The 16,751-nt window shown below is 61.9% G+C and carries 14 protein-coding genes and 1 pseudogene; 4 read left to right on the top strand and 11 right to left on the bottom strand.

Annotation, left to right across the window (positions count from 1 at the left end; all coding sequences use genetic code 11):
• Nucleotides 1-131 precede the first annotated feature (131 nt).
• From ACZY0R_RS12050 to ACZY0R_RS12040, 3 genes are read right to left on the bottom strand one after another with little or no spacing between them, the layout of a single operon-like run.
• Nucleotides 132-1,115 (bottom strand): Bug family tripartite tricarboxylate transporter substrate binding protein, encoded by a 984-nt coding sequence (locus ACZY0R_RS12050; RefSeq protein ID WP_488858577.1) that lies wholly within the window; start codon nucleotides 1,113-1,115, stop codon nucleotides 132-134.
• A 49-nt stretch (nucleotides 1,116-1,164) separates the two neighbouring features.
• Nucleotides 1,165-2,331, bottom strand: coding sequence for a Rieske 2Fe-2S domain-containing protein (locus tag ACZY0R_RS12045; protein ID WP_488858576.1), 1,167 nt, complete (start codon nucleotides 2,329-2,331; stop codon nucleotides 1,165-1,167).
• 38 nt (nucleotides 2,332-2,369) lie between these two features.
• Nucleotides 2,370-3,212: a fumarylacetoacetate hydrolase family protein gene (locus ACZY0R_RS12040; protein WP_488858574.1), complete on the bottom strand. Its 843-nt coding sequence runs from the start codon at nucleotides 3,210-3,212 to the stop codon at nucleotides 2,370-2,372.
• A 301-nt stretch (nucleotides 3,213-3,513) separates the two neighbouring features.
• Between ACZY0R_RS12040 and ACZY0R_RS12035 the strand changes: the two genes are divergently transcribed.
• Complete coding sequence (locus ACZY0R_RS12035) at nucleotides 3,514-4,491, top strand: PDR/VanB family oxidoreductase (RefSeq protein ID WP_488858573.1); 978 nt, start codon at nucleotides 3,514-3,516, stop codon at nucleotides 4,489-4,491.
• 52 nt (nucleotides 4,492-4,543) lie between these two features.
• Here ACZY0R_RS12035 and ACZY0R_RS12030 read toward each other — a convergent pair whose 3' ends face one another.
• The 8 genes and pseudogenes from ACZY0R_RS12030 to ACZY0R_RS11995 all read right to left on the bottom strand — a co-directional run bounded on the left by ACZY0R_RS12030 (nucleotide 4,544) and on the right by ACZY0R_RS11995 (nucleotide 13,656).
• Nucleotides 4,544-5,233, bottom strand: a complete 690-nt coding sequence (locus tag ACZY0R_RS12030) for a Crp/Fnr family transcriptional regulator (RefSeq protein ID WP_488858572.1) — start codon at nucleotides 5,231-5,233, stop codon at nucleotides 4,544-4,546.
• A gap of 209 nt (nucleotides 5,234-5,442) precedes the next feature.
• Nucleotides 5,443-6,477 carry an AraC family transcriptional regulator gene (locus ACZY0R_RS12025; protein ID WP_488858571.1) on the bottom strand — a complete coding sequence of 345 codons (1,035 nt, stop codon included), beginning with the start codon at nucleotides 6,475-6,477 and terminating at the stop codon, nucleotides 5,443-5,445.
• A gap of 486 nt (nucleotides 6,478-6,963) precedes the next feature.
• A pseudogene (locus tag ACZY0R_RS12020) lies at nucleotides 6,964-7,050 on the bottom strand (3-hydroxybutyryl-CoA dehydrogenase); the annotation flags it as partial.
• Between the two features lie 885 nt (nucleotides 7,051-7,935).
• Nucleotides 7,936-8,286: a Rieske (2Fe-2S) protein gene (locus ACZY0R_RS12015; RefSeq protein ID WP_488858570.1), complete on the bottom strand. Its 351-nt coding sequence runs from the start codon at nucleotides 8,284-8,286 to the stop codon at nucleotides 7,936-7,938.
• A complete protein-coding gene (locus tag ACZY0R_RS12010) occupies nucleotides 8,283-9,992 on the bottom strand; it encodes a fatty acid--CoA ligase (protein ID WP_488858569.1) in 1,710 nt (569 codons plus the stop codon). The genes ACZY0R_RS12015 and ACZY0R_RS12010 overlap by 4 nt, the downstream gene beginning before the upstream one ends.
• Nucleotides 9,993-10,000: 8 nt before the next feature.
• Nucleotides 10,001-10,849 carry a TauD/TfdA dioxygenase family protein gene (locus tag ACZY0R_RS12005; RefSeq protein ID WP_488858568.1) on the bottom strand — a complete coding sequence of 283 codons (849 nt, stop codon included), beginning with the start codon at nucleotides 10,847-10,849 and terminating at the stop codon, nucleotides 10,001-10,003.
• Nucleotides 10,850-10,900: 51 nt separating this feature from the next.
• On the bottom strand, nucleotides 10,901-11,872 hold the full coding sequence (locus tag ACZY0R_RS12000; RefSeq protein ID WP_488859653.1) for a quinone oxidoreductase family protein: 972 nt from the start codon (nucleotides 11,870-11,872) through the stop codon (nucleotides 10,901-10,903).
• 737 nt (nucleotides 11,873-12,609) lie between these two features.
• Nucleotides 12,610-13,656 carry an AraC family transcriptional regulator gene (locus ACZY0R_RS11995; protein WP_488858567.1) on the bottom strand — a complete coding sequence of 349 codons (1,047 nt, stop codon included), beginning with the start codon at nucleotides 13,654-13,656 and terminating at the stop codon, nucleotides 12,610-12,612.
• 199 nt (nucleotides 13,657-13,855) lie between these two features.
• Here ACZY0R_RS11995 and ACZY0R_RS11990 point away from each other — a divergent pair, with 199 nt between their 5' ends.
• The 3 genes from ACZY0R_RS11990 (at nucleotide 13,856) to ACZY0R_RS11980 (ending at nucleotide 16,677) form a co-directional block, all read left to right on the top strand.
• The gene (locus ACZY0R_RS11990) at nucleotides 13,856-14,911 is read left to right on the top strand and encodes a beta-keto acid cleavage family enzyme (protein WP_488858566.1); all 1,056 of its coding nucleotides are present in this window, start codon (nucleotides 13,856-13,858) and stop codon (nucleotides 14,909-14,911) included.
• A gap of 104 nt (nucleotides 14,912-15,015) precedes the next feature.
• Nucleotides 15,016-16,002 carry a Bug family tripartite tricarboxylate transporter substrate binding protein gene (locus ACZY0R_RS11985; protein WP_488858565.1) on the top strand — a complete coding sequence of 329 codons (987 nt, stop codon included), beginning with the start codon at nucleotides 15,016-15,018 and terminating at the stop codon, nucleotides 16,000-16,002.
• Nucleotides 16,003-16,122: 120 nt separating this feature from the next.
• Nucleotides 16,123-16,677, top strand: coding sequence for an RBBP9/YdeN family alpha/beta hydrolase (locus ACZY0R_RS11980; RefSeq protein WP_488859651.1), 555 nt, complete (start codon nucleotides 16,123-16,125; stop codon nucleotides 16,675-16,677).
• The last annotated feature ends 74 nt before the right edge of the window (nucleotides 16,678-16,751 follow it).

Genomic DNA, 16,751 nt, shown 5'->3' with positions numbered 1-16,751 from the left:
TTTGGGGCCTGCGCCTTTCGTATCAGATTGGCGGAGGTAGCGTCACACGCTTCCCGCCAGCGGCGCGATGAAGAGTCTGCGACCCGTCGCTCCTGATATGCTGCGCCCCGCCTTCACCGCAATACATCGCCTTACTGCAGTTCGATCTGGGTCGCGCGGATCACGTTTCGCCACTTCTCCACTTCTCCGGCGACATGCTCGCGCGCTTGCGTGGTCGTGCCACCTTCGGTGGCGAATCCCTGGTCTCTGAACCGCTTCTGCAACTCGGGCTGGCTCAGCGCTCGCTGGATTTCCCGATTCAGCCGTTCGACGATCGGTGTCGGCGTGCGTGCTGGCGCGGCGATCTGCATGGTCGATACGATCTCGTAGTTCTCATAGCCGAGTTCCTTCAGCGTGGGCACATCCGGCAGGATGACCGAACGGGTGCCCGAACCGATGGCCAGCGCGCGCAGCCCGCCGGCGCGCAGTTGTGCCAGCGCTGGCGGCGCGAGATCGAACGCCACGTCCACATCGCCATTCATCAGCGAGGTGTGGAGATTGGCAGATGTCTTGAACGGCACGATCGAGAAATCCAGCTTCTCCCTGGCCTTGAAGAGCTCGGCCATCAGATGCCCGGTCGTGCCCAGCAGGCTGATCCCCGCCGTCAGGCGGCCAGGTTGCTCGCGCGCCGCGCGGATAAAGTCCTTGACGCTATTGAACTTCGACCGCTTGCCAGTCAGGATCGCAATGTCCGTCCTCGCGATATCCGACACCGGCACCAGGTCGCGCAGCACGTCGTAGGGCGGCGACTTGTACAGCGACTGGCTCAAGGCGTTGGCGCTGCCGATCAGGACCAGCGTGTAGCCATCCGGGCTGGCATTTGCCGCGTACTTGATGGCGGCAACGCTGCCCGCGCCGGGCCGGTTCTCCACGACGACCGCCTGCCCGATCTGCATGCCAATCTGATGCGCGAGCAAGCGAGCCACGATGTCCGCGCCGTTGCCGGCGGCCACCGGCAATACCAGGGTGATCGGCTTGGCGGGATACAGCGGTGCGCAAAGCGCATCTTGCGACCAGACGCCACCGGCCAGCAGCAGGGCACACGCCGCCTTCATCACGTTTCTTCTGTTGGACACTTTATCTCCTCTTGCTCTTTTGGGTGCTCTCGACGGCCTCCAGCGGCGGCTACGACGTGACCTGGGGGCCGACCTCAACCTCCGCCGGTTTGAACAGCGCCGAAGGGCGGTCAAGACGGCGCCATGCCTTGGTGGGAGTGCCGGCTGCTACTAAATCGATCTCCCGCGTCAGGATTCGTCGCAGCATGGCAATGCCGACGTCGGAAGCGCCCAGGCACTCGTTCATGCGGTCAGCGATGACGCCCTGCCCAATCAGCGCCACATAGTCCTGCGCGCTCGTGAGCCGGATCAGCGGATCGGTAGGATACCGCCCGGCGAACAGGTCGTCGTGATGATCCGCGGAGTTATAGCCTTCGCATTCGCGGTAATAGCTGACGAGCTTGCGGTCCGCCTCCAGCGTGGTGGACGGTGTCGCGAACAACGCGAGCCGCATCGTCCGTGTGTCGTCGATGGGTACCATCCAGTGCGACACCTCGGTCCACGGGTCCCCGGGGTCGACGCCGGGAATGTTGACGTGGTTGCCATAAGGAAACGTCCAGTCGCTCACCCTGACCTGCGAGCCGCCGCGCACGGCCGTCTGGCAGATGCCGGCTTCCGTTTCACGGTAGCTGAGTTCCGGCACCTCGGTGGTGATGGCCTCGCCGAAGGCGCCGACCTTGCCCATCTGGTGCGCGAAACTGACATGCACAGCGTCCAGCGAATTCTCGACGTTTTGCAACCAGTTGCACGGCCAGATCTCCATGCGCTGGAACAGCAGCATGCCGGGCGTTTCGAATACTGCCTTGCGGGGAAGGTCGAACGCCGGCGCCTCGCCTTCGCCGAGGTACGCGAAGATCACGCCGCAGTATTCATGGACCGGATATGCCCCGATGCGGATGTTCGCCTCGCGGCAATGCCGCTCCGCCGGCCGCTCGACGCAGCGTCCGCTGCCGTCGAACTTCCAGCCGTGGTACATGCATCGGATCTCCTCGCCTTCGATCCATCCCGTGTGCAGCATCGTCAGCCGGTGTGCGCAGCGCCCAGCCACAAGGTGCGGCTCGCCACTCTCGCCGCGATAGAGAGCGAGGTCCTGGCCCAGCAGCCGCACCGCTTTGGCGCTGCCCGCGGCTACGTCGCGCGACAGCGCCACCGGATGCCAGAAGCGGCGCAGCAGTTGTCCCATGGGGGTGCCCGCCCCGGTTTGCGCCAGTTGCGCTACCCGGGCTTCCCGAATCATTTTGTGTTCCACCGGACTGGTGTTGTGTGGATTCATGGTTAGCCTACCTTCACGCGCAATGTATCAATGCCGCTGACCTCGATGTCGAGGGCGTCGCCTGTTTTCAGAAAACGGTTGCTGGCCGCGCCGACACCGGCCGGCGTCCCGGTCGCGATGACGTCGCCGGGCAGCAAGGTCATGTAGGAAGACAGCGTGGCGATGATCCGCTCGGTCGAGAAGATCATGTCGGACATGGCCCCTTGCTGCACCACATCGCCGTTGAGCCGGGTGGTGACGGTCAGCGTCCTGCGTTGCAGGGCATCGACCAGCCCCTTGCCGCACGCGATCGTCGGACCAAGCGCGGAAGCCCCGTCAAGCCCCTTGGCCGCCGTCCAGTCGGGCCAAAAGCTGTTGCCGGCGGGCAGTTTGACCAGGTCGCGGGCCGATCCGTCATTGAACGCACAGATGCCGGCGACAAAGCTAAGCGCGGCCTCCGGCTTCACTGCTTTGCAGGGCCGGCCGATGACCACCGCGATCTCGCCTTCGTAGTCGAGTTGCGCAGTGACGTCCCGGTTGGGATTCAGCACGCCGCCGTGCGCTACGAAATTCGAAGGCGCCTTGTAGAAAATGAGTGGACGCTCCGGCGGCTTGGCCGCCGACTCGACGCCGTGCGCCTGGTAGTTGATCGCGACCGCGAAGATGCGCGCGGCAGGATCGACCGGCGGCAGCATCACCGCATCGCGCAATGGCACGCGCGACAGGCCGGCAGGAATGCCCGCTGCGAGCACTGCCGCCAGCGCATCGCCTTCTTGCAAGATGTTGATTTCGTCCCCTTCCACGCAACCGGTCACGATCCGGTTGCCGACTTGGAACCGTCCAAGCCTGATGTAGTCTTCGTTCATCCTTCTGCCTCCAGTACCGTCAACGCGATTGACAGAATTCTGGATCTGCCCACGATCGCAGTCGAGGCGCGCAACCAGCGAACTGTCTTGATTGTTGCTTTCACCGGCGCCCGGTCTCCGACGCGGGCGGGTGTCGGCCCTCCCGGCGCCTGCCGGCCACATTGGGAGTGGGGAGTGCAACTTTGCGGACAATCCCGGCGCACCGGCGCTTGTTGCATGGGTCACTCAAACAGAGAATCGTCGGACAACGGCGTGCATAAGATCATCTGCACATGCGCCCTTTGCCCATCCCGGAGACATCATGCAACGACTAAACGCCCGGCTACACGCGATCCACTGGCTTGCCGAAGGTATCCATGGCTTCGAACTGCGGCCTTCCGACGCCCAGACATGGCCCGCCGTCACCGCGGGCGCGCATATCGACCTGTTCCTGCCGAACGGGCTTGTGCGCAGCTATTCTCTTGTTAACTTGCAGGGCGAATGTCACCGCTACGTCATCGCGGCGAGCCTGGATCCTGCCGGCCGCGGCGGCTCGCGTTACCTGCATGAAACGCTGCGTGTGGGCGCGACCATCGCCATCTCAGCGCCACGAAACAGCTTCCCATTGCGCGAATCGGCCCGGCATACCGTGTTCTTCGCGGGCGGCATAGGCATCACGCCGCTGTGGAGCATGGCCCAGCGCCTGTCGTACAGCGGCAGCTCGTGGGCACTGTACTACGCGGCACGAGCACGCGAAAACGCCGCATTCGCCGACGATCTTGTTGCGCTCGCCAAGGAAACGGGCAACAGCGTCCACCTTAACTTCGATGGCGGCGCTAAGGAGAAGATGCTGGATATCCGAGGCATCGTCGCCTCATGCGCCGACGACATCGACTTGTACTGCTGCGGTCCCGTTCCGATGCTGCGGGCCTTCGAGGCTGCGTGCGAGGGCCGCGATCCGGCCCAAGTGCATCGCGAATACTTCGCCGCGCCGCAGCCCGTCACGCCACCTGAAGCAGGTGCCGGGGCCGGAGATGCGTTCACGGTCATCCTCTCTCGCGCGCAGAAAAGGCTCATCGTTGGACCCGGCACCAACATCCTCGAAGCCGTGCTCGACGCGGGCGTGGAAGTCCCCTACTCGTGCATGAGCGGAGTCTGCCGCGCCTGCGAGACAGGCGTCCTCGCCGGCATTCCCGATCATAGGGACCTCGTCCTTTCGGACGCGGAGCGCGCAGCCGGATCTACGATGATGATCTGTTGCTCGCGCGCACAGTCGGGCGAGCTGACGTTGGATCTCTGAAACGTCACGCCCTGCTGACTGCGCATCTGCCCCCCTCGCCGGCTGCACCGGGTCACTCGCCCTCTGGCGCCAGCCCCGACAGCTTCGCCATGTCGAGCACCGTCACGCGGCCATACTGGACACGGACGATGCCCGCTGCCTCCAACTCGCGTAGCGCCCGGTTCACCACTTGTCGTCGCGTGCCGAGCATCGTCGCGATTTCATCCTGCGACAGGTTGACCTCGCCAGCGGCATAGCAACGGATGTTGCGCGCGAGGAACGAGCGCAGCAGGGTGGCGATCCGCTCCCGCGTGGAGTGCATGGTCGCGCTCTCGTGGCGAGCGAGTGTCTCGCGGTACCGGCGGTCCAGCATGGCAAACAACCCGGCTGCAAGCCGTCCATCGCTGTAGACGAGTTCGCGCAACACCACCGCCGGAATCCGGACAAGCGTCGTCGCCTCCTTGCAGGTTGCGGTGTATAGGAAGGGCGTATCCGTCAGGGCGGGCCCGATACCATGGAAATCGCCCGCGAAATACAGCCATGCAGTGAACTCCCGCCCCGTCGACGACACACGGGAAAGCTGCATCGACCCGGTCGCGAGAAGGTAGAGATAGTCCGCAGATTCGCCGGACCGCTTGACGCAAGCATGCGCTTCCATCGTTACGACATCAGCGACATCGACCAATCTGGCGATGGCCTCGGCGGGCCAATTGACAAAGAGTTCAGACTGGTTGATCGCTAGCCTGGCGACGACATTGCTCATGGGGGGTAACGAAGACAAAGGTGGGGAGGCCTGACCGGCGGTGCTCGCGACAAGGCGTCATCGGCTTCCCACCGCAGGCATGTGCATGCGTGCCGCATTTTACGCCCAGAGATAAGCGCTCTATCGCTGTATTCGATGCAGGACTGCGCAGATCGGGATGGGATCATGACGTCTTCTCCCGAATAGCGATTTTGCGGGATAGGTGTGCATCACTTCCGTCTTTCTGCTCGCCAAGCCCTGGGTGCCATTCCAAAATGGCGCGAGAACCACTGTGTAAAGGATGCCTGCTGCGTGTAACCCAGTAATGTGGCCACGCGACCAATCGAGTAACGCTCGTTGCTCATGTAGCGGATCGCTAGCTCCTGCCGCACTTCCTCTACCAGATTCGAGAAAGTCGTACCTGCCTCCTCGAGATGCCGCTGCAGAGTGCGCACACTAGTGTGGAGTTGACCCGCCACGTGTTCTATCGCTGCCTGCTCAACAGGAAGGAGCAAGTAGATCGCGTTGCGCACTTCGGCCGTAATAGCTTGCGGACCGGCAGCGCCAAGAGATTCCGCGAGGCCCTCCGCATAGCGCACTAACGCGGGATCTGCCAACGGATTCGGTTGATCGAGATCGCTGACGAGGCAAACGAACCCGTTGAAATCACTCGTGAAGACCAGCGGGCAACCGAAGAGGCGCCGGTGAGCGCGAAGGTCTGGCGGCGCGGCGTGTGTGAAGTGCACGCTAACTGGTCGCCAGTGAGGGCCAAGCACGGATGCACAGGTACGCGCCAGGACGCCTACCGCAAGCTCGATGGTCTGCTGCGGCCAGTCATCAATCTCGCCGAGAATCTCTTCGCGGATAATCACCTGCGTGCCCGAAGTCTCAATGTAGAGCCCCAGGGCATCGTTTAGCAAATGCCGGTACTGCACCATGGCGAGCAATACTTCACGCAATGTGCGCTTGTGCGTTAGCAAAAGCCCGATAACCCCAAAATCGAAGGCCGTGCGTGCCTCGGCCATTTGAATGCCGACAGACGGTGTGGATGCCTCACGGGCAGTCGCCTCGAGCAAGCGACACACCGCCGCAAACGGAATGCGTTGTTCCCGGTTCATCAAGATGGCCGGATTCAGCCCGAATCGGCGCATGAGCTCGTTGGGATTCAGCCCAAGTCGCAGCGCTACCTGCGGGTAGCTCGTCAGAGCGGCGGCTCTCGCCTTGGGTTCGCTTCCGGGCATCTGAGTTCGCTGGCGGATCGGCATAGGGCCCTCTCGGTGTTTACGCGCAGCGGCATGAAAACTAAAGAATATGGCACCAATACTAAAGTCATTTTTCTGCGTTGCCACATAGTAGCAGCAACTTCCGGATGCGCTTTGGCTCTCGTCCGCAGAAGCCAGATATGGCTGGTTAGCCGATAGCTGCTCGGGGGATGATGTGCAATCTCTTGACGATCCGCTGCGACGCCGCTTGCTGCACGGCGGAGGCCAAAAATGCGCAGGTCCTGCGGTATCGCCGTAAAGGTAGGAGCAGGATGTCAGGCCACAGGGACACCAGAAGCCCCGGCAAGGGCAGTGCCTGCATGGGGCTCAGTAGTGGCTTGCTGTCGGAAGTGCGTTGCGTGAGTGAGGGGTAACGAATAGTTTGGATTTCCAACTATCCTCCGGCGCCCAGGCGGCTTTATCCTGTATGCGCCTTACGCCGGGGTCATCGCCGAAACACCCCCACTTGCGATCCTGTTTGCTGAGACCTTACACGCCGCGACCCGCCTTGGGCCCGAGGTATCCAGCGGCCACCAGCTCACGCAGCAGCACAGCCGGGTGGTACTTCGGATCGGCTTCTCGCTAAGCAGCTTGTTGTTAAGCTACCTGTCTTGTGACCAGTTCACGAATGGGCTGGCAGCGTTCCGGTGCTGTGTCCACGCAGTCGCGCACATGCTGCATTGATGCTGGATTGCCTCGGATAGCACGCTCCCGCCAATGCACTGGAAATATCGTCCCGAGATTGGGTACAGCGCGGAGTGACCGCTGGCGTTGCGCGAACCCATGCGAAGCGCTTCGCACTGCCTGCACAGCGCTGCTTCCCGTGATTCGGCCTTGGCTCCGCTCTTGCGGACAGGAGGGAGCTTGTGCGAGCCGACATGGCTCGCCTTGCTGCCGCTTACAAAATGCCCCGATGCCGCGCTCCCGGACCGCCGGGTCCGGCAACCGCGCATGCGACGAATCGCCGTCCAGTACAACACCCTGATTGCATCCGAGCCAGTCTGCATGGCCGCCAGCCGACAGCGCTCGCTCTGGTGTTGCATGGATAGTCCGAACTCCGCTGCCGACGCGAAACACACGACTCTTTCGCGTGGATTCCCCTGATCGATCAAGTCGTCGACCAGGGCCGACACATACGCGAAGTAGTCGCCATTGTGGCCACGAGCCTGCGCGACCGCCTGGCCATGCACTTGATGACTCATGCTTCGCACTTCCCTGTGGAGTTGGGCCAGCGAGGGCAACATCCCTCCAGCGGATTTCCTTTGGCTTTGCATAATGGCTGTCTCGGGTTGGGCCGGTTAGGGACACGGACTGGGCGGCCTCAGCCTGCCGCAAGCGCCATTGGACGGTTTCCCGAGCCCCGCCCCTCACGCCTTCAAGCCACCCAACGCCGGAACCGGCAAAGATGCAGCGAGGAGCAATCCATCAAGCCGAACTGCCGCGGCGCCGTGAGAGCCACCGCTAGGGCGCGCTAGCAGAATCCACCTGCAATATCAGGCTTCCTTCGACTTCCTGCACCGGAAACTTGCGCAGGCACAGGCTTCCCGAGCCGGGCTCGCAGGACTTCGCCAGATCGAAGCGCAAGCCATGGGCCGGGCATTGCAATACGCTTCCCTCAAGGCGACCGTTGGCCAGCGACGCCCCGTTATGCGGGCATGAGTTGTCGATGGCATGGACAGCGCCATCGATGTTGAACAGAACGATGCTCTTGCCGTCGACGAAGACCAGCTTACGCTGGCCCGGCAGGAGTTCGTCCGCCTGCGCCACCGGTACCTGCTTCGTCATGTCGTCCGGTTGATGTTGGCTCGTCATGCTGCCACCCGGTCGACTGCGGCACTTTCCTGCCCAGTGCCTGCCAGTTCGTCGAGCAGGTGCGCAATGCGCTCGCGCAGCAGCTTCTTGTTGATCTTGCCGACGCTCGTCTTCGGAATCTCGGCGACAAAGGCGATGCGGTCCGGCTCCGGAACGGCGTACTTGCTGATCCGTTTCAGTTCGACGTGCTGCATTAGCCGGTCACGGATCGCCTCAACCCCGACATTTGCGTCCGCCTTGCGAACGACAAATGCCATCGGCCGCTCTCCCCACTTCTCGTCCCGCACGCCGACCACCGCGCACTCTTGCACGCCGGCCACGTCCATGATCAGGCTCTCAACCTCGATGGAGGACACCCATTCGCCGCCCGTCTTGATCACGTCCTTGATGCGGTCGACGATCTGAACGAACCCATCGGGCGTCATGACGGCGATGTCCTGGGTATGCAGATAGCCGCCGGACCACAGTTCTTCGGACGCCTCGGGCTTGCCGGTGTAGCCCTGCGTGAGAAACGGCGAGCGCAGGACGATCTCGCCTTGCTGCTTCCCATCGCGCGCAACGTCGTTCATGCTTTCGTCGACGACCCGGAAGTCGACAAACGGCACCGGGCGGCCGGTCGAGCAGCGCATCCGCACTTCTTCCTGGCGATCCTTCGGCTTGTATCCCGGCGGCAGTTGCGCCAGGGAGACGATGGGGCCCGTCTCCGACATGCCATAGGCAGTGAAGACATCCATGCCACGGTCGAGTGCTGCCTCGCACAGCGCGGGCGGCAAGGCGGAACCGCCGGTAATGAGCTTCCAGCCCGACAGGTCCTGCCCTTGCGTGTCGGCTGCCTGGAGCACCATCTGGAGGATGGTCGGCACGCAATGGGAGAAGGTGACCTTTTCCGACTGGCGCAGCCTGACCAGGCGCTCCGGGATGTAACGTCCCGGCAGCACGGTCTTGAGCCCCAGCATGACCGCGATATACGGCATGCCCCAGGCGAGAACGTGGAACATCGGCGTGATCGGCATGTAGACATCCTCACGATGCAGCCGCTGGCCGTCGCGCGGCGCGCACAGGCTCATGGCCGTCGCCATGGCGTGCATGACGATGTCCCGGTGGCTGTAGGCCACGCCCTTGGGATCGCCAGTGGTGCCCGTCGTGTAGAACGTCGCGGCGCGCGTCCTTTCGTCGAAATCGGGAAACTCGTAGTCCGCTGCGGCGCGCGCCATCAGCGCCTCGTACTCGCCCGCGACTGGCAGCTTGCTCGCGGGAACGGCCTCGCCGTCGCCCAGCACGACCACCTTGCGCACCGACTTGAGTTCCGCCTTGATTTCTTCGAGTACTGGGACGAAGTCCGCATGCACCAGCACGATCTCGGCCCGGGCGTCGTTCAGGGTATAGAGGATCTGTTGGGCCGACAGCCGCACATTGACCGTGAAGAGCGTGGCGCCCATCATCGGGATGGCGAAGTAGCTTTCGAGGTAACGATGGCTGTCCCAGTCCATGACCGCCACGGTGGCGCCGTGCCGGACATCCAGCCCGGTCAGCATGGAGGCGAGCTGGCCGACTCGCTCACGGAACTGGCGGAAGCTGTAACGCGATTCCCCGCGATAGGTGATTTCCTGGTCGGCATGAATGCTCAGCGCGTTCAGGAGCAACTGCTTGACGAGGAGCGGGTACGTATGGGCCGACGGCGTCGGCGTGATCAGGTTATCTTGCATGGCAGTGTTCAGTACGGTTTGCTTCCAATGATTCCCGCTCGCTCCATCTTGCGGAAACAAGGCGGATAGTCCATCACCGCATAGTGTTGCGTGGCACTGTTGTCCCAAATTGCAACGCTGTTTGGCGCCCAACGCCAGCGCACCTGATACTCGGGAATGTAGGCCTGGCTGATCAGGTAGCGCAGCAGGTCGGCGGCGCCAGGATTGGCGTCCTGGCCGAATCGGACGTGGGCTGCGGTGTGGAAATTGGTGAAATGCGTGGTAAACACATTTACATACAGGATCTTCTCGCCGGTCTCCGGATGTGTGCGCACGACCGGATGTTCGGCGTCCGGGTACTGAGCCTTGAGTGCCAGGCGTTTCTCGGTCGGCATGGCCGCCCCGAAGGTTGCTTCAATGCTGTGGCGTGCCCGCAGATCGGCGATCTTCTCCTTGATGTAATCGGGCAATTTTTCGTAGGCCAGCGCCATGTTGGCCCACATGGTGTCGCCCCCAACCGGGGGACATTCGACACAGCGCAGCACGGCGCCAAATGGCGGCGCCTCGCGCCAGGTTGCGTCGGAATGCCACGAGTTTTCGTAGCGATCTCGCGACTGATCCGGCGTCTTGTAGATACGAGCGAGTCCTGGATGCTCGGGATCGCCGCCCACAACTGGATGATCTTCCAGGTCTCCAAAGCGGCGTGCAAACGCGACGTGCTCGGCGCGACTCATCTCTTGATCACGGAGAAAAAGCACACGGTGCTTGAATAGCGCAGCGCGAATCTCTGCGAACAGTCCGTCGTCGTGAATGGCGTCAGCCAGCTTGATGCCCTTGAGTTCGGCGCCAAGGGCGTAAGTCAGTTGCTCAACTTGCATGATGCAGTAACTCCCAAAGACTCTATTTCCCGCAGGATGGCGATCCTAGATTTACGGGACCAATACAGTTGCGCCGGTTGTCTGACGCGACTCCAGCAGTCGATGCGCTTTGGCCGCTTCCGCCAGCGCGTAGGTTTGCTTCGGCTCGCTCGTGATTTTTCCGGCCAGGACGAGATCAAACAGCTCCTTTGCCATGGATTGCATGTGCGAGCGCGGCGTTGCGTAGTGCACCATCGCTGGGCGGGTGACCCACACCGAGCCCTTCAGCGCGAGGGTCAGCGCATCGAAGGCCACGGGGCCGGAGCTGGTTCCGTTACTTACGAGCGTCCCGCGCACTTGCAGACTGTCCAGCGACGCTTGCAATGTGTCCTTTCCAACGGAGTCGAATACGACCGGAACGCCTTTCCCGTCTGTGAGCTCGCGTACGCGCTTAGCGATGTCCTCGCGAGTTGTGACAATCGTATGCGTGCAACCGTTCGCCTTGGCAACCTCTGCCTTCTCGTCGCTGCTGACAGTGCCGATCATGGTTACACCGAGGGCGCGGGCCCACTGGCAGGCAATCAAGCCGACGCCGCCGGCAGCGGCGTGGTAGAGAATCGTCTCGCCACCTTTGAGCGGATAGACCTGGCGGAACAGATACTGTGCCGTCATCCCCTTCATGATGAGCGTGGAAGCCGTGCGGTCGGAAACGCCGTCCGGCAGGGGAATCAGTACGTCCGCTGGCATTATGCGGACCTCCGAGTATGCCCCCTGTGGCCCCATCAGGTAGCCGACTCGATCCCCAACGCGGATATCCGTCACGCCTGGCCCGACGGCCTCAACCACACCCACAGCATCCGAGCCCAAACCGTTCGGTAGTGCCAGCGGGTAATAACCGGTCCGATGGTAGATGTCGATGAAGTTGACTGCGATGTAACTATGTCGGACGCGGGCCTGCCCGGGCCCAGGCTCGCCGACCTCTACATCTTCGAACTTCAGGACTTCCGGACCACCGGTCTCGTACAGTCTGATTGCCTTTGGCATGTGAATGTCTCCAAGAAAATGACGCTTGTTGTCGATACGCTCCAAGAGCGCTCCCCGCATGCATGACTGGCATTCGCGCAAGAAGCCCCGGTGCAGAGAGCCAGCGAGAGACTGCAGCCAGCCTCCGAGGAGATTGCCTCCCTCATCGCTCTGGCTTCTGCGGATGGGAGCGAATGCGCATCGAGAAGTTGTTGACCACTATATGGCAACGCGGAAAAGGAACTTTAGTTTTCGCGCCATATTTTTTGTTTTTCGTGCCAATACGCGTAAACACTGACAGGGACCGATGCCAATCCGCCAGCAAATTAAGATGTCGGGAAGAGGGCCCAAGGCAAGAGCCGCTGCTTTGACGAGCCACCCACAAGTAGCGCTGCGACTCGGGCAAAAGCGAACGCACTCATGCGCCGGTTCGGGCTGAATCCGGCCATCCTGGTGAGCCGGGAACAACGCATTCCGCTTGCGGCGGTGTGTCGCCTGCCCAAGGGGACTGCCCGTGAGGCATCCACACCGTCCGTCGGTACCAAGATGCCCGACAACTGCACGTCGAACGCAGCGTAGGCCGCAGTGCTCCTAGCACTGGACCGAAGGCGAGCACGCGATACCAAGGGTCGTGGCGCGCGCGAAGGCGTGATCTTGAGCAGAGAGCATTGGAAGCTGCCGGTACCGTCAGTTGCCGGGGGCGTTGTCAAGGACAGGCATATGTCGGGAATTGGCGGCGCGCTTGAATCTCGCCGATCTCACCTCGGTGCCCCGGACTGGTCCGGACTGGTGGGGGCTGTCGACGTCGCGCGATGGCGTGCTCTCCATTCGGACACCGTGCAACCGAAGTGGCCACCAAACCATCGTGCGAAAGAGCTTGCCGTGCCGAAACCCAGCAGCGCCGCCAATTCGGCCAAGGGGCGAGCCTCCGATCTTGCAAGGCGCGCGGCCAAGTCCGCTCGCACCCCGTTGTAAATTCCAGAGTAGCTCTCGCCGTCCTTGGCCAGTCGACGGTGTACGGTGCGCCGGTCGACTCTGAGATGCTGGGCAACGCTGTCAACGGAGCATTTGCCGGACGGCAGCAGGGCAAGCACGAGTCTGCGAACGACATCAGGGAACGCAAGATCGGAGCCGGCCAGCAATGTATCGAGATGCTGCCGCACTTCCGATGCCATCAGGGGATCGTAGGCGGCCAGCGGCGCGTCCAGGTCGGCGGCGCGACACACGATGCCATCGAACTCCTGGTTGAACAAGACCGGCATGCCGAAGACGCGCGCATGTCCCGTCGGCCCCAAAGGCGGTGCATGTGAAAAGCAGATGCTGCGTGGCTTCCAGGTATCCCCCAAGAAGCGTCTCAACAATCGGTACACACCGGCGACGACCAACTCGATCGATTGCCGCTGGGGCGTCTGTCCATCCGTCAGGAGACTTTCACGAATCACGACAAATTCGTCGAGTTCTTCGATGGCCATGACGACGGTCTCACTCTGCAGCCGCAAGTAGCGCATCATCGATTCCAGCGCCTTGCGCAGCGTAGGCTCCCCCTGGATCGCAAAGCCCAGGGGCCCGAGGTCGGTCAACTGGCGAGTTTCAGCCATGCGCAGACCGAAGTCTTCCACGCCCGCAGCGGTCGCCGACTCAGCCAGCAGACTGCGCAGTGCGTCCGCGGCAATCATCGCATCGGGGTCCAGCAGCGTGGCCCGCCGAATGCCAGCCTTGCTCAACTGTTTGTAGGGATCGAGCCCTACTTCGCGAGCCACCCGGACGTAGTTCGTTAGCGCCGTGGCTCGTACGAGGTACGTCATCTGGTTTTCCCTAAATGTCCCGAACTGGATATATGGCGTCCCGTAATGTACATCGATTCGGAAGATTTGGGGTCACACTCATGTCGAGTCCCGGGCCGCTGAGCCATTCAGCAAAGTCCGCACTCCTGTTGGCGCACAGGCAGCCTTGGCCAGCCATCCATGCCGTCGCCGTCCCTGTCATCGCAATGAGGTAAAGAAGATGCAATTTGTTGACGACTCCCTGCTGCCCGAGAACCAGGAGCCGCTGGTCATTCAGGTCGCTCCCTATGGCCCGCAATTCCTCCCCCGGGATTCGGATGACATCCCCGTTAGCATGGCCGATCAGGTCCAGAAGGCCGTCGATTGTTACAACGCCGGAGCCACCGTGCTGCACGTGCACGTGCGCGAAGCAGATGGCAAGGGCAGCAAGCGGCTCTCGATGTTCAATGAGCTGCTGGCGCGGCTCCGCGATGCCGTGCCCAAAATGATCCTGCAGGTGGGTGGATCCATTTCGTTTGCACCCGAAGAAGATGGCTCAGCCGCGAAGTGGCTGTCGGATGACACGCGCCACATGTTGGCCGATCTTAACCCCAAGCCGGACCAGGTCACGATCGTGGTCAACAGCGCCACGATGAACATCACGGAGCTTCACCCCAAGGAAGAGTTCGCGGGAACTTCCCTCGCCGAGCCAGCCTTCTACGAGGCCTATCGCAACATGTCCTATGAGGCTGGCCCTGTGTTTGTGGAGGAACATCTCAAGCGACTGCAGGCCGCCGGCATTCAACCCCATTTCATGGTTGGGCAAATCGGCAAGCTGGAGTCCATCGAGCGCCTGATCCGCCGCGGCATCTACAAGGGACCGCTGCTGGTGAACTGGGTTCAACTTGGGGGTGGATCCGAGGGGCCGAATCCGCGGAACCTGCTGGAGATGGTCAACCGTCTGCCGGAGAACGCGGTCTTCACCGTCGAATCCTTCATGCGCTACGTCCACCCACTGACCACGATGGCGATTGCCATGGGTTTCCATGTGCGTTGCGGCATCGAAGACACGCTGTGGGGCCGCAAGGGGGAGCACCTTAGCTCCGTCCAGCAGGTCGAGCGCCTGGTGAACATGTCTCGTAGCCTATATCGGGACGTGGCCACCGCCGATGAAGCACGCCGCATCTACCGGATCGGAGAACAATACAAGACAGTCGACGAAACGCTGCAGAAGATCGGCTACCTGCCCAATCGCCGGGAGAACGAGCGCGGTCAGCCGACCTGGGCCGCTGCATAGGCGCGATTGGCGTCGACGCGGGCGTCCTATGGGGAGCCCCTGACTGGATGACCTGTGGATTGCTTGCGCGCGGCGCCATGAATCAAAGATCAAAGGAGACCTGGATGTTGATGTTCTTTTCCCGAAATGCGTGTGCTCGAGCAGTGCTCTGCGCAGCGTTGGCCCTGACGGCAACAGGAGGTGCTTATGCCTGGACTAACAAGCCGGTTCGGGTGGTGGTACCCGCTGTCGCGGGCGGTTCGATGGACCTCGTTGCCCGCGTTCTGGCTGATCAGCTCTCCAGGGATGTCGGCGCCCCGTTTGTCGTGGACAACAAGCGCGGCGCTGGCGGCAATGTCGCTGTCGCATCCTTGCTGTCGTCGCCAGCGGATGGACAGACCATCATGATTGCCATCGACAACATTCTCACGGAGATCCCGCACGTCATCAAACAGAACTTTTCGCCCCTCAAGGACATCAGGCCGGTTGCAGCATTTGCCCGGTCCGGCTTCGTCCTGGTCGGAAGCCCCGATCTGCCTGCGGCAGACTTCAAAGGCCTGATCGCTTATCTCAAGGCCAATCCCCAAAAGTGTACTTTCGCCTCCTACGCAGTCGGATCGGCCTCGCACTACGCCGGGTTGATGCTTGGCGAGCATGCCGGTCTCAAGCTGCAACACGTGCCGTTCGTTGGCTCTCCTCCCGCGCTGATCCAGGTCATGGGTGGGCAGATTCCTATCATGGTCGACGGTATCGCAACTTCGCTGCCGCTGATTCGCGGCGGCAAGCTGAAGCCCTACGCAGTGATTGCCAAGAATCGCTCGCCAAGTCTTCCTAACGTACCGACCTTCGCTGAACTGGGATACCCGGAGATCAACTTTAGCAACCTGGCCGTGGTCATCGTTCCATCCGGCGTTCCTTTGGAATTGGCAGAGAAGATTCGTACGGCCATCTACAAGGCCGCGTCGGCCGCGCCGGTGCAAAAGCGGCTGACGGATCTGGGGCTGGAGCCAGTGCAACCGCAATCGATCGACTCGCTGGAGAAAGTCGAAAGAGATGGCTCCGAGAAGATTGGAAAGATCATCAAGCAATTCAATGTCAACTTGAACGAGTAACAAGAGCGTGGCCGCGCGGGCGACTCAGGGCAAGAAGGAGTCGCTTATGCAGCAATGGAGCGCCGGCTGCCCGATGCCCGTCGTGCCGAAATCCAATCCAATCTCCCAATCATTGCCAAGATGAAGCCAACCATCCTCATCGTCCCAGGCTTGCGCGATCACGTTCCCGAGCATTGGCAAACGCTGCTGGAGGCAAGCCTGCCGAATGCGGTGTCCGTACCACCGCTGGAGCAGGACAAACTCAATTGCGGCGCGCGCGTTGCGGCACTCGACGCCGTAATCGCACGCATCGGCGGGCCCGTTGTCATCGTCGCGCACAGTGCAGGCGTGATGATCACCGTCCAGTGGGCGAAGCGCCACAACCGTGCAATTCACGGTGCTCTCCTCGCGACACCACCGGATTTCGAGACCCCTTTGCCCGCAGGCCATTCATCGATGGCGGTTCTGGACGAGAACGGATGGCTGCCAGTTCCCAGAACTGCGCTGCCATTTCCAAGTATTGTGGCAGCAAGCCGAAATGACCCCCTCGCCAGTTTTGACCGTGTTGCCGCTCTGGCATCCGAATGGGGCAGCCGCCTTGTCGACCTAGGGACCGTGGGGCACCTCAACCCCGCTGCCGGCTATGGCGAATGGCCGCGAGTACACGAGCTGATTTCCGAGCTGACAAATCCCTAGCATCCGATCGTTTCTGCCATCGATGTCGTGCCCATCGCCGAATCTCACAACGGGAATGGCGGCAACCGCGCTTT

Source organism: Cupriavidus sp. F041 (genome assembly GCF_057814235.1).
This window is presented reverse-complemented; position numbering and strand designations above follow the sequence as displayed.

What these genes read in the sequence shown, in the direction of transcription:
- ACZY0R_RS11990 (WP_488858566.1), top strand. Translation starts at nt 13,856, where the DNA reads ATGCAATTTGTTGACGACTCCCTGCTGCCCGAGAACCAGGAGCCGCTG.
- ACZY0R_RS11995 (WP_488858567.1), bottom strand. Translation starts at nt 13,656, where the DNA reads ATGACGTACCTCGTACGAGCCACGGCGCTAACGAACTACGTCCGGGTG.
- ACZY0R_RS12030 (WP_488858572.1), bottom strand. Translation starts at nt 5,233, where the DNA reads ATGAGCAATGTCGTCGCCAGGCTAGCGATCAACCAGTCTGAACTCTTT.
- ACZY0R_RS12015 (WP_488858570.1), bottom strand. Translation starts at nt 8,286, where the DNA reads ATGACGAGCCAACATCAACCGGACGACATGACGAAGCAGGTACCGGTG.
- ACZY0R_RS11980 (WP_488859651.1), top strand. Translation starts at nt 16,123, where the DNA reads ATGAAGCCAACCATCCTCATCGTCCCAGGCTTGCGCGATCACGTTCCC.
- ACZY0R_RS12000 (WP_488859653.1), bottom strand. Translation starts at nt 11,872, where the DNA reads ATGCCAAAGGCAATCAGACTGTACGAGACCGGTGGTCCGGAAGTCCTG.
- ACZY0R_RS12045 (WP_488858576.1), bottom strand. Translation starts at nt 2,331, where the DNA reads ATGATTCGGGAAGCCCGGGTAGCGCAACTGGCGCAAACCGGGGCGGGC.
- ACZY0R_RS12010 (WP_488858569.1), bottom strand. Translation starts at nt 9,992, where the DNA reads ATGCAAGATAACCTGATCACGCCGACGCCGTCGGCCCATACGTACCCG.
- ACZY0R_RS12035 (WP_488858573.1), top strand. Translation starts at nt 3,514, where the DNA reads ATGCAACGACTAAACGCCCGGCTACACGCGATCCACTGGCTTGCCGAA.
- ACZY0R_RS11985 (WP_488858565.1), top strand. Translation starts at nt 15,016, where the DNA reads ATGTTGATGTTCTTTTCCCGAAATGCGTGTGCTCGAGCAGTGCTCTGC.
- ACZY0R_RS12005 (WP_488858568.1), bottom strand. Translation starts at nt 10,849, where the DNA reads ATGCAAGTTGAGCAACTGACTTACGCCCTTGGCGCCGAACTCAAGGGC.
- ACZY0R_RS12040 (WP_488858574.1), bottom strand. Translation starts at nt 3,212, where the DNA reads ATGAACGAAGACTACATCAGGCTTGGACGGTTCCAAGTCGGCAACCGG.
- ACZY0R_RS12025 (WP_488858571.1), bottom strand. Translation starts at nt 6,477, where the DNA reads ATGCCGATCCGCCAGCGAACTCAGATGCCCGGAAGCGAACCCAAGGCG.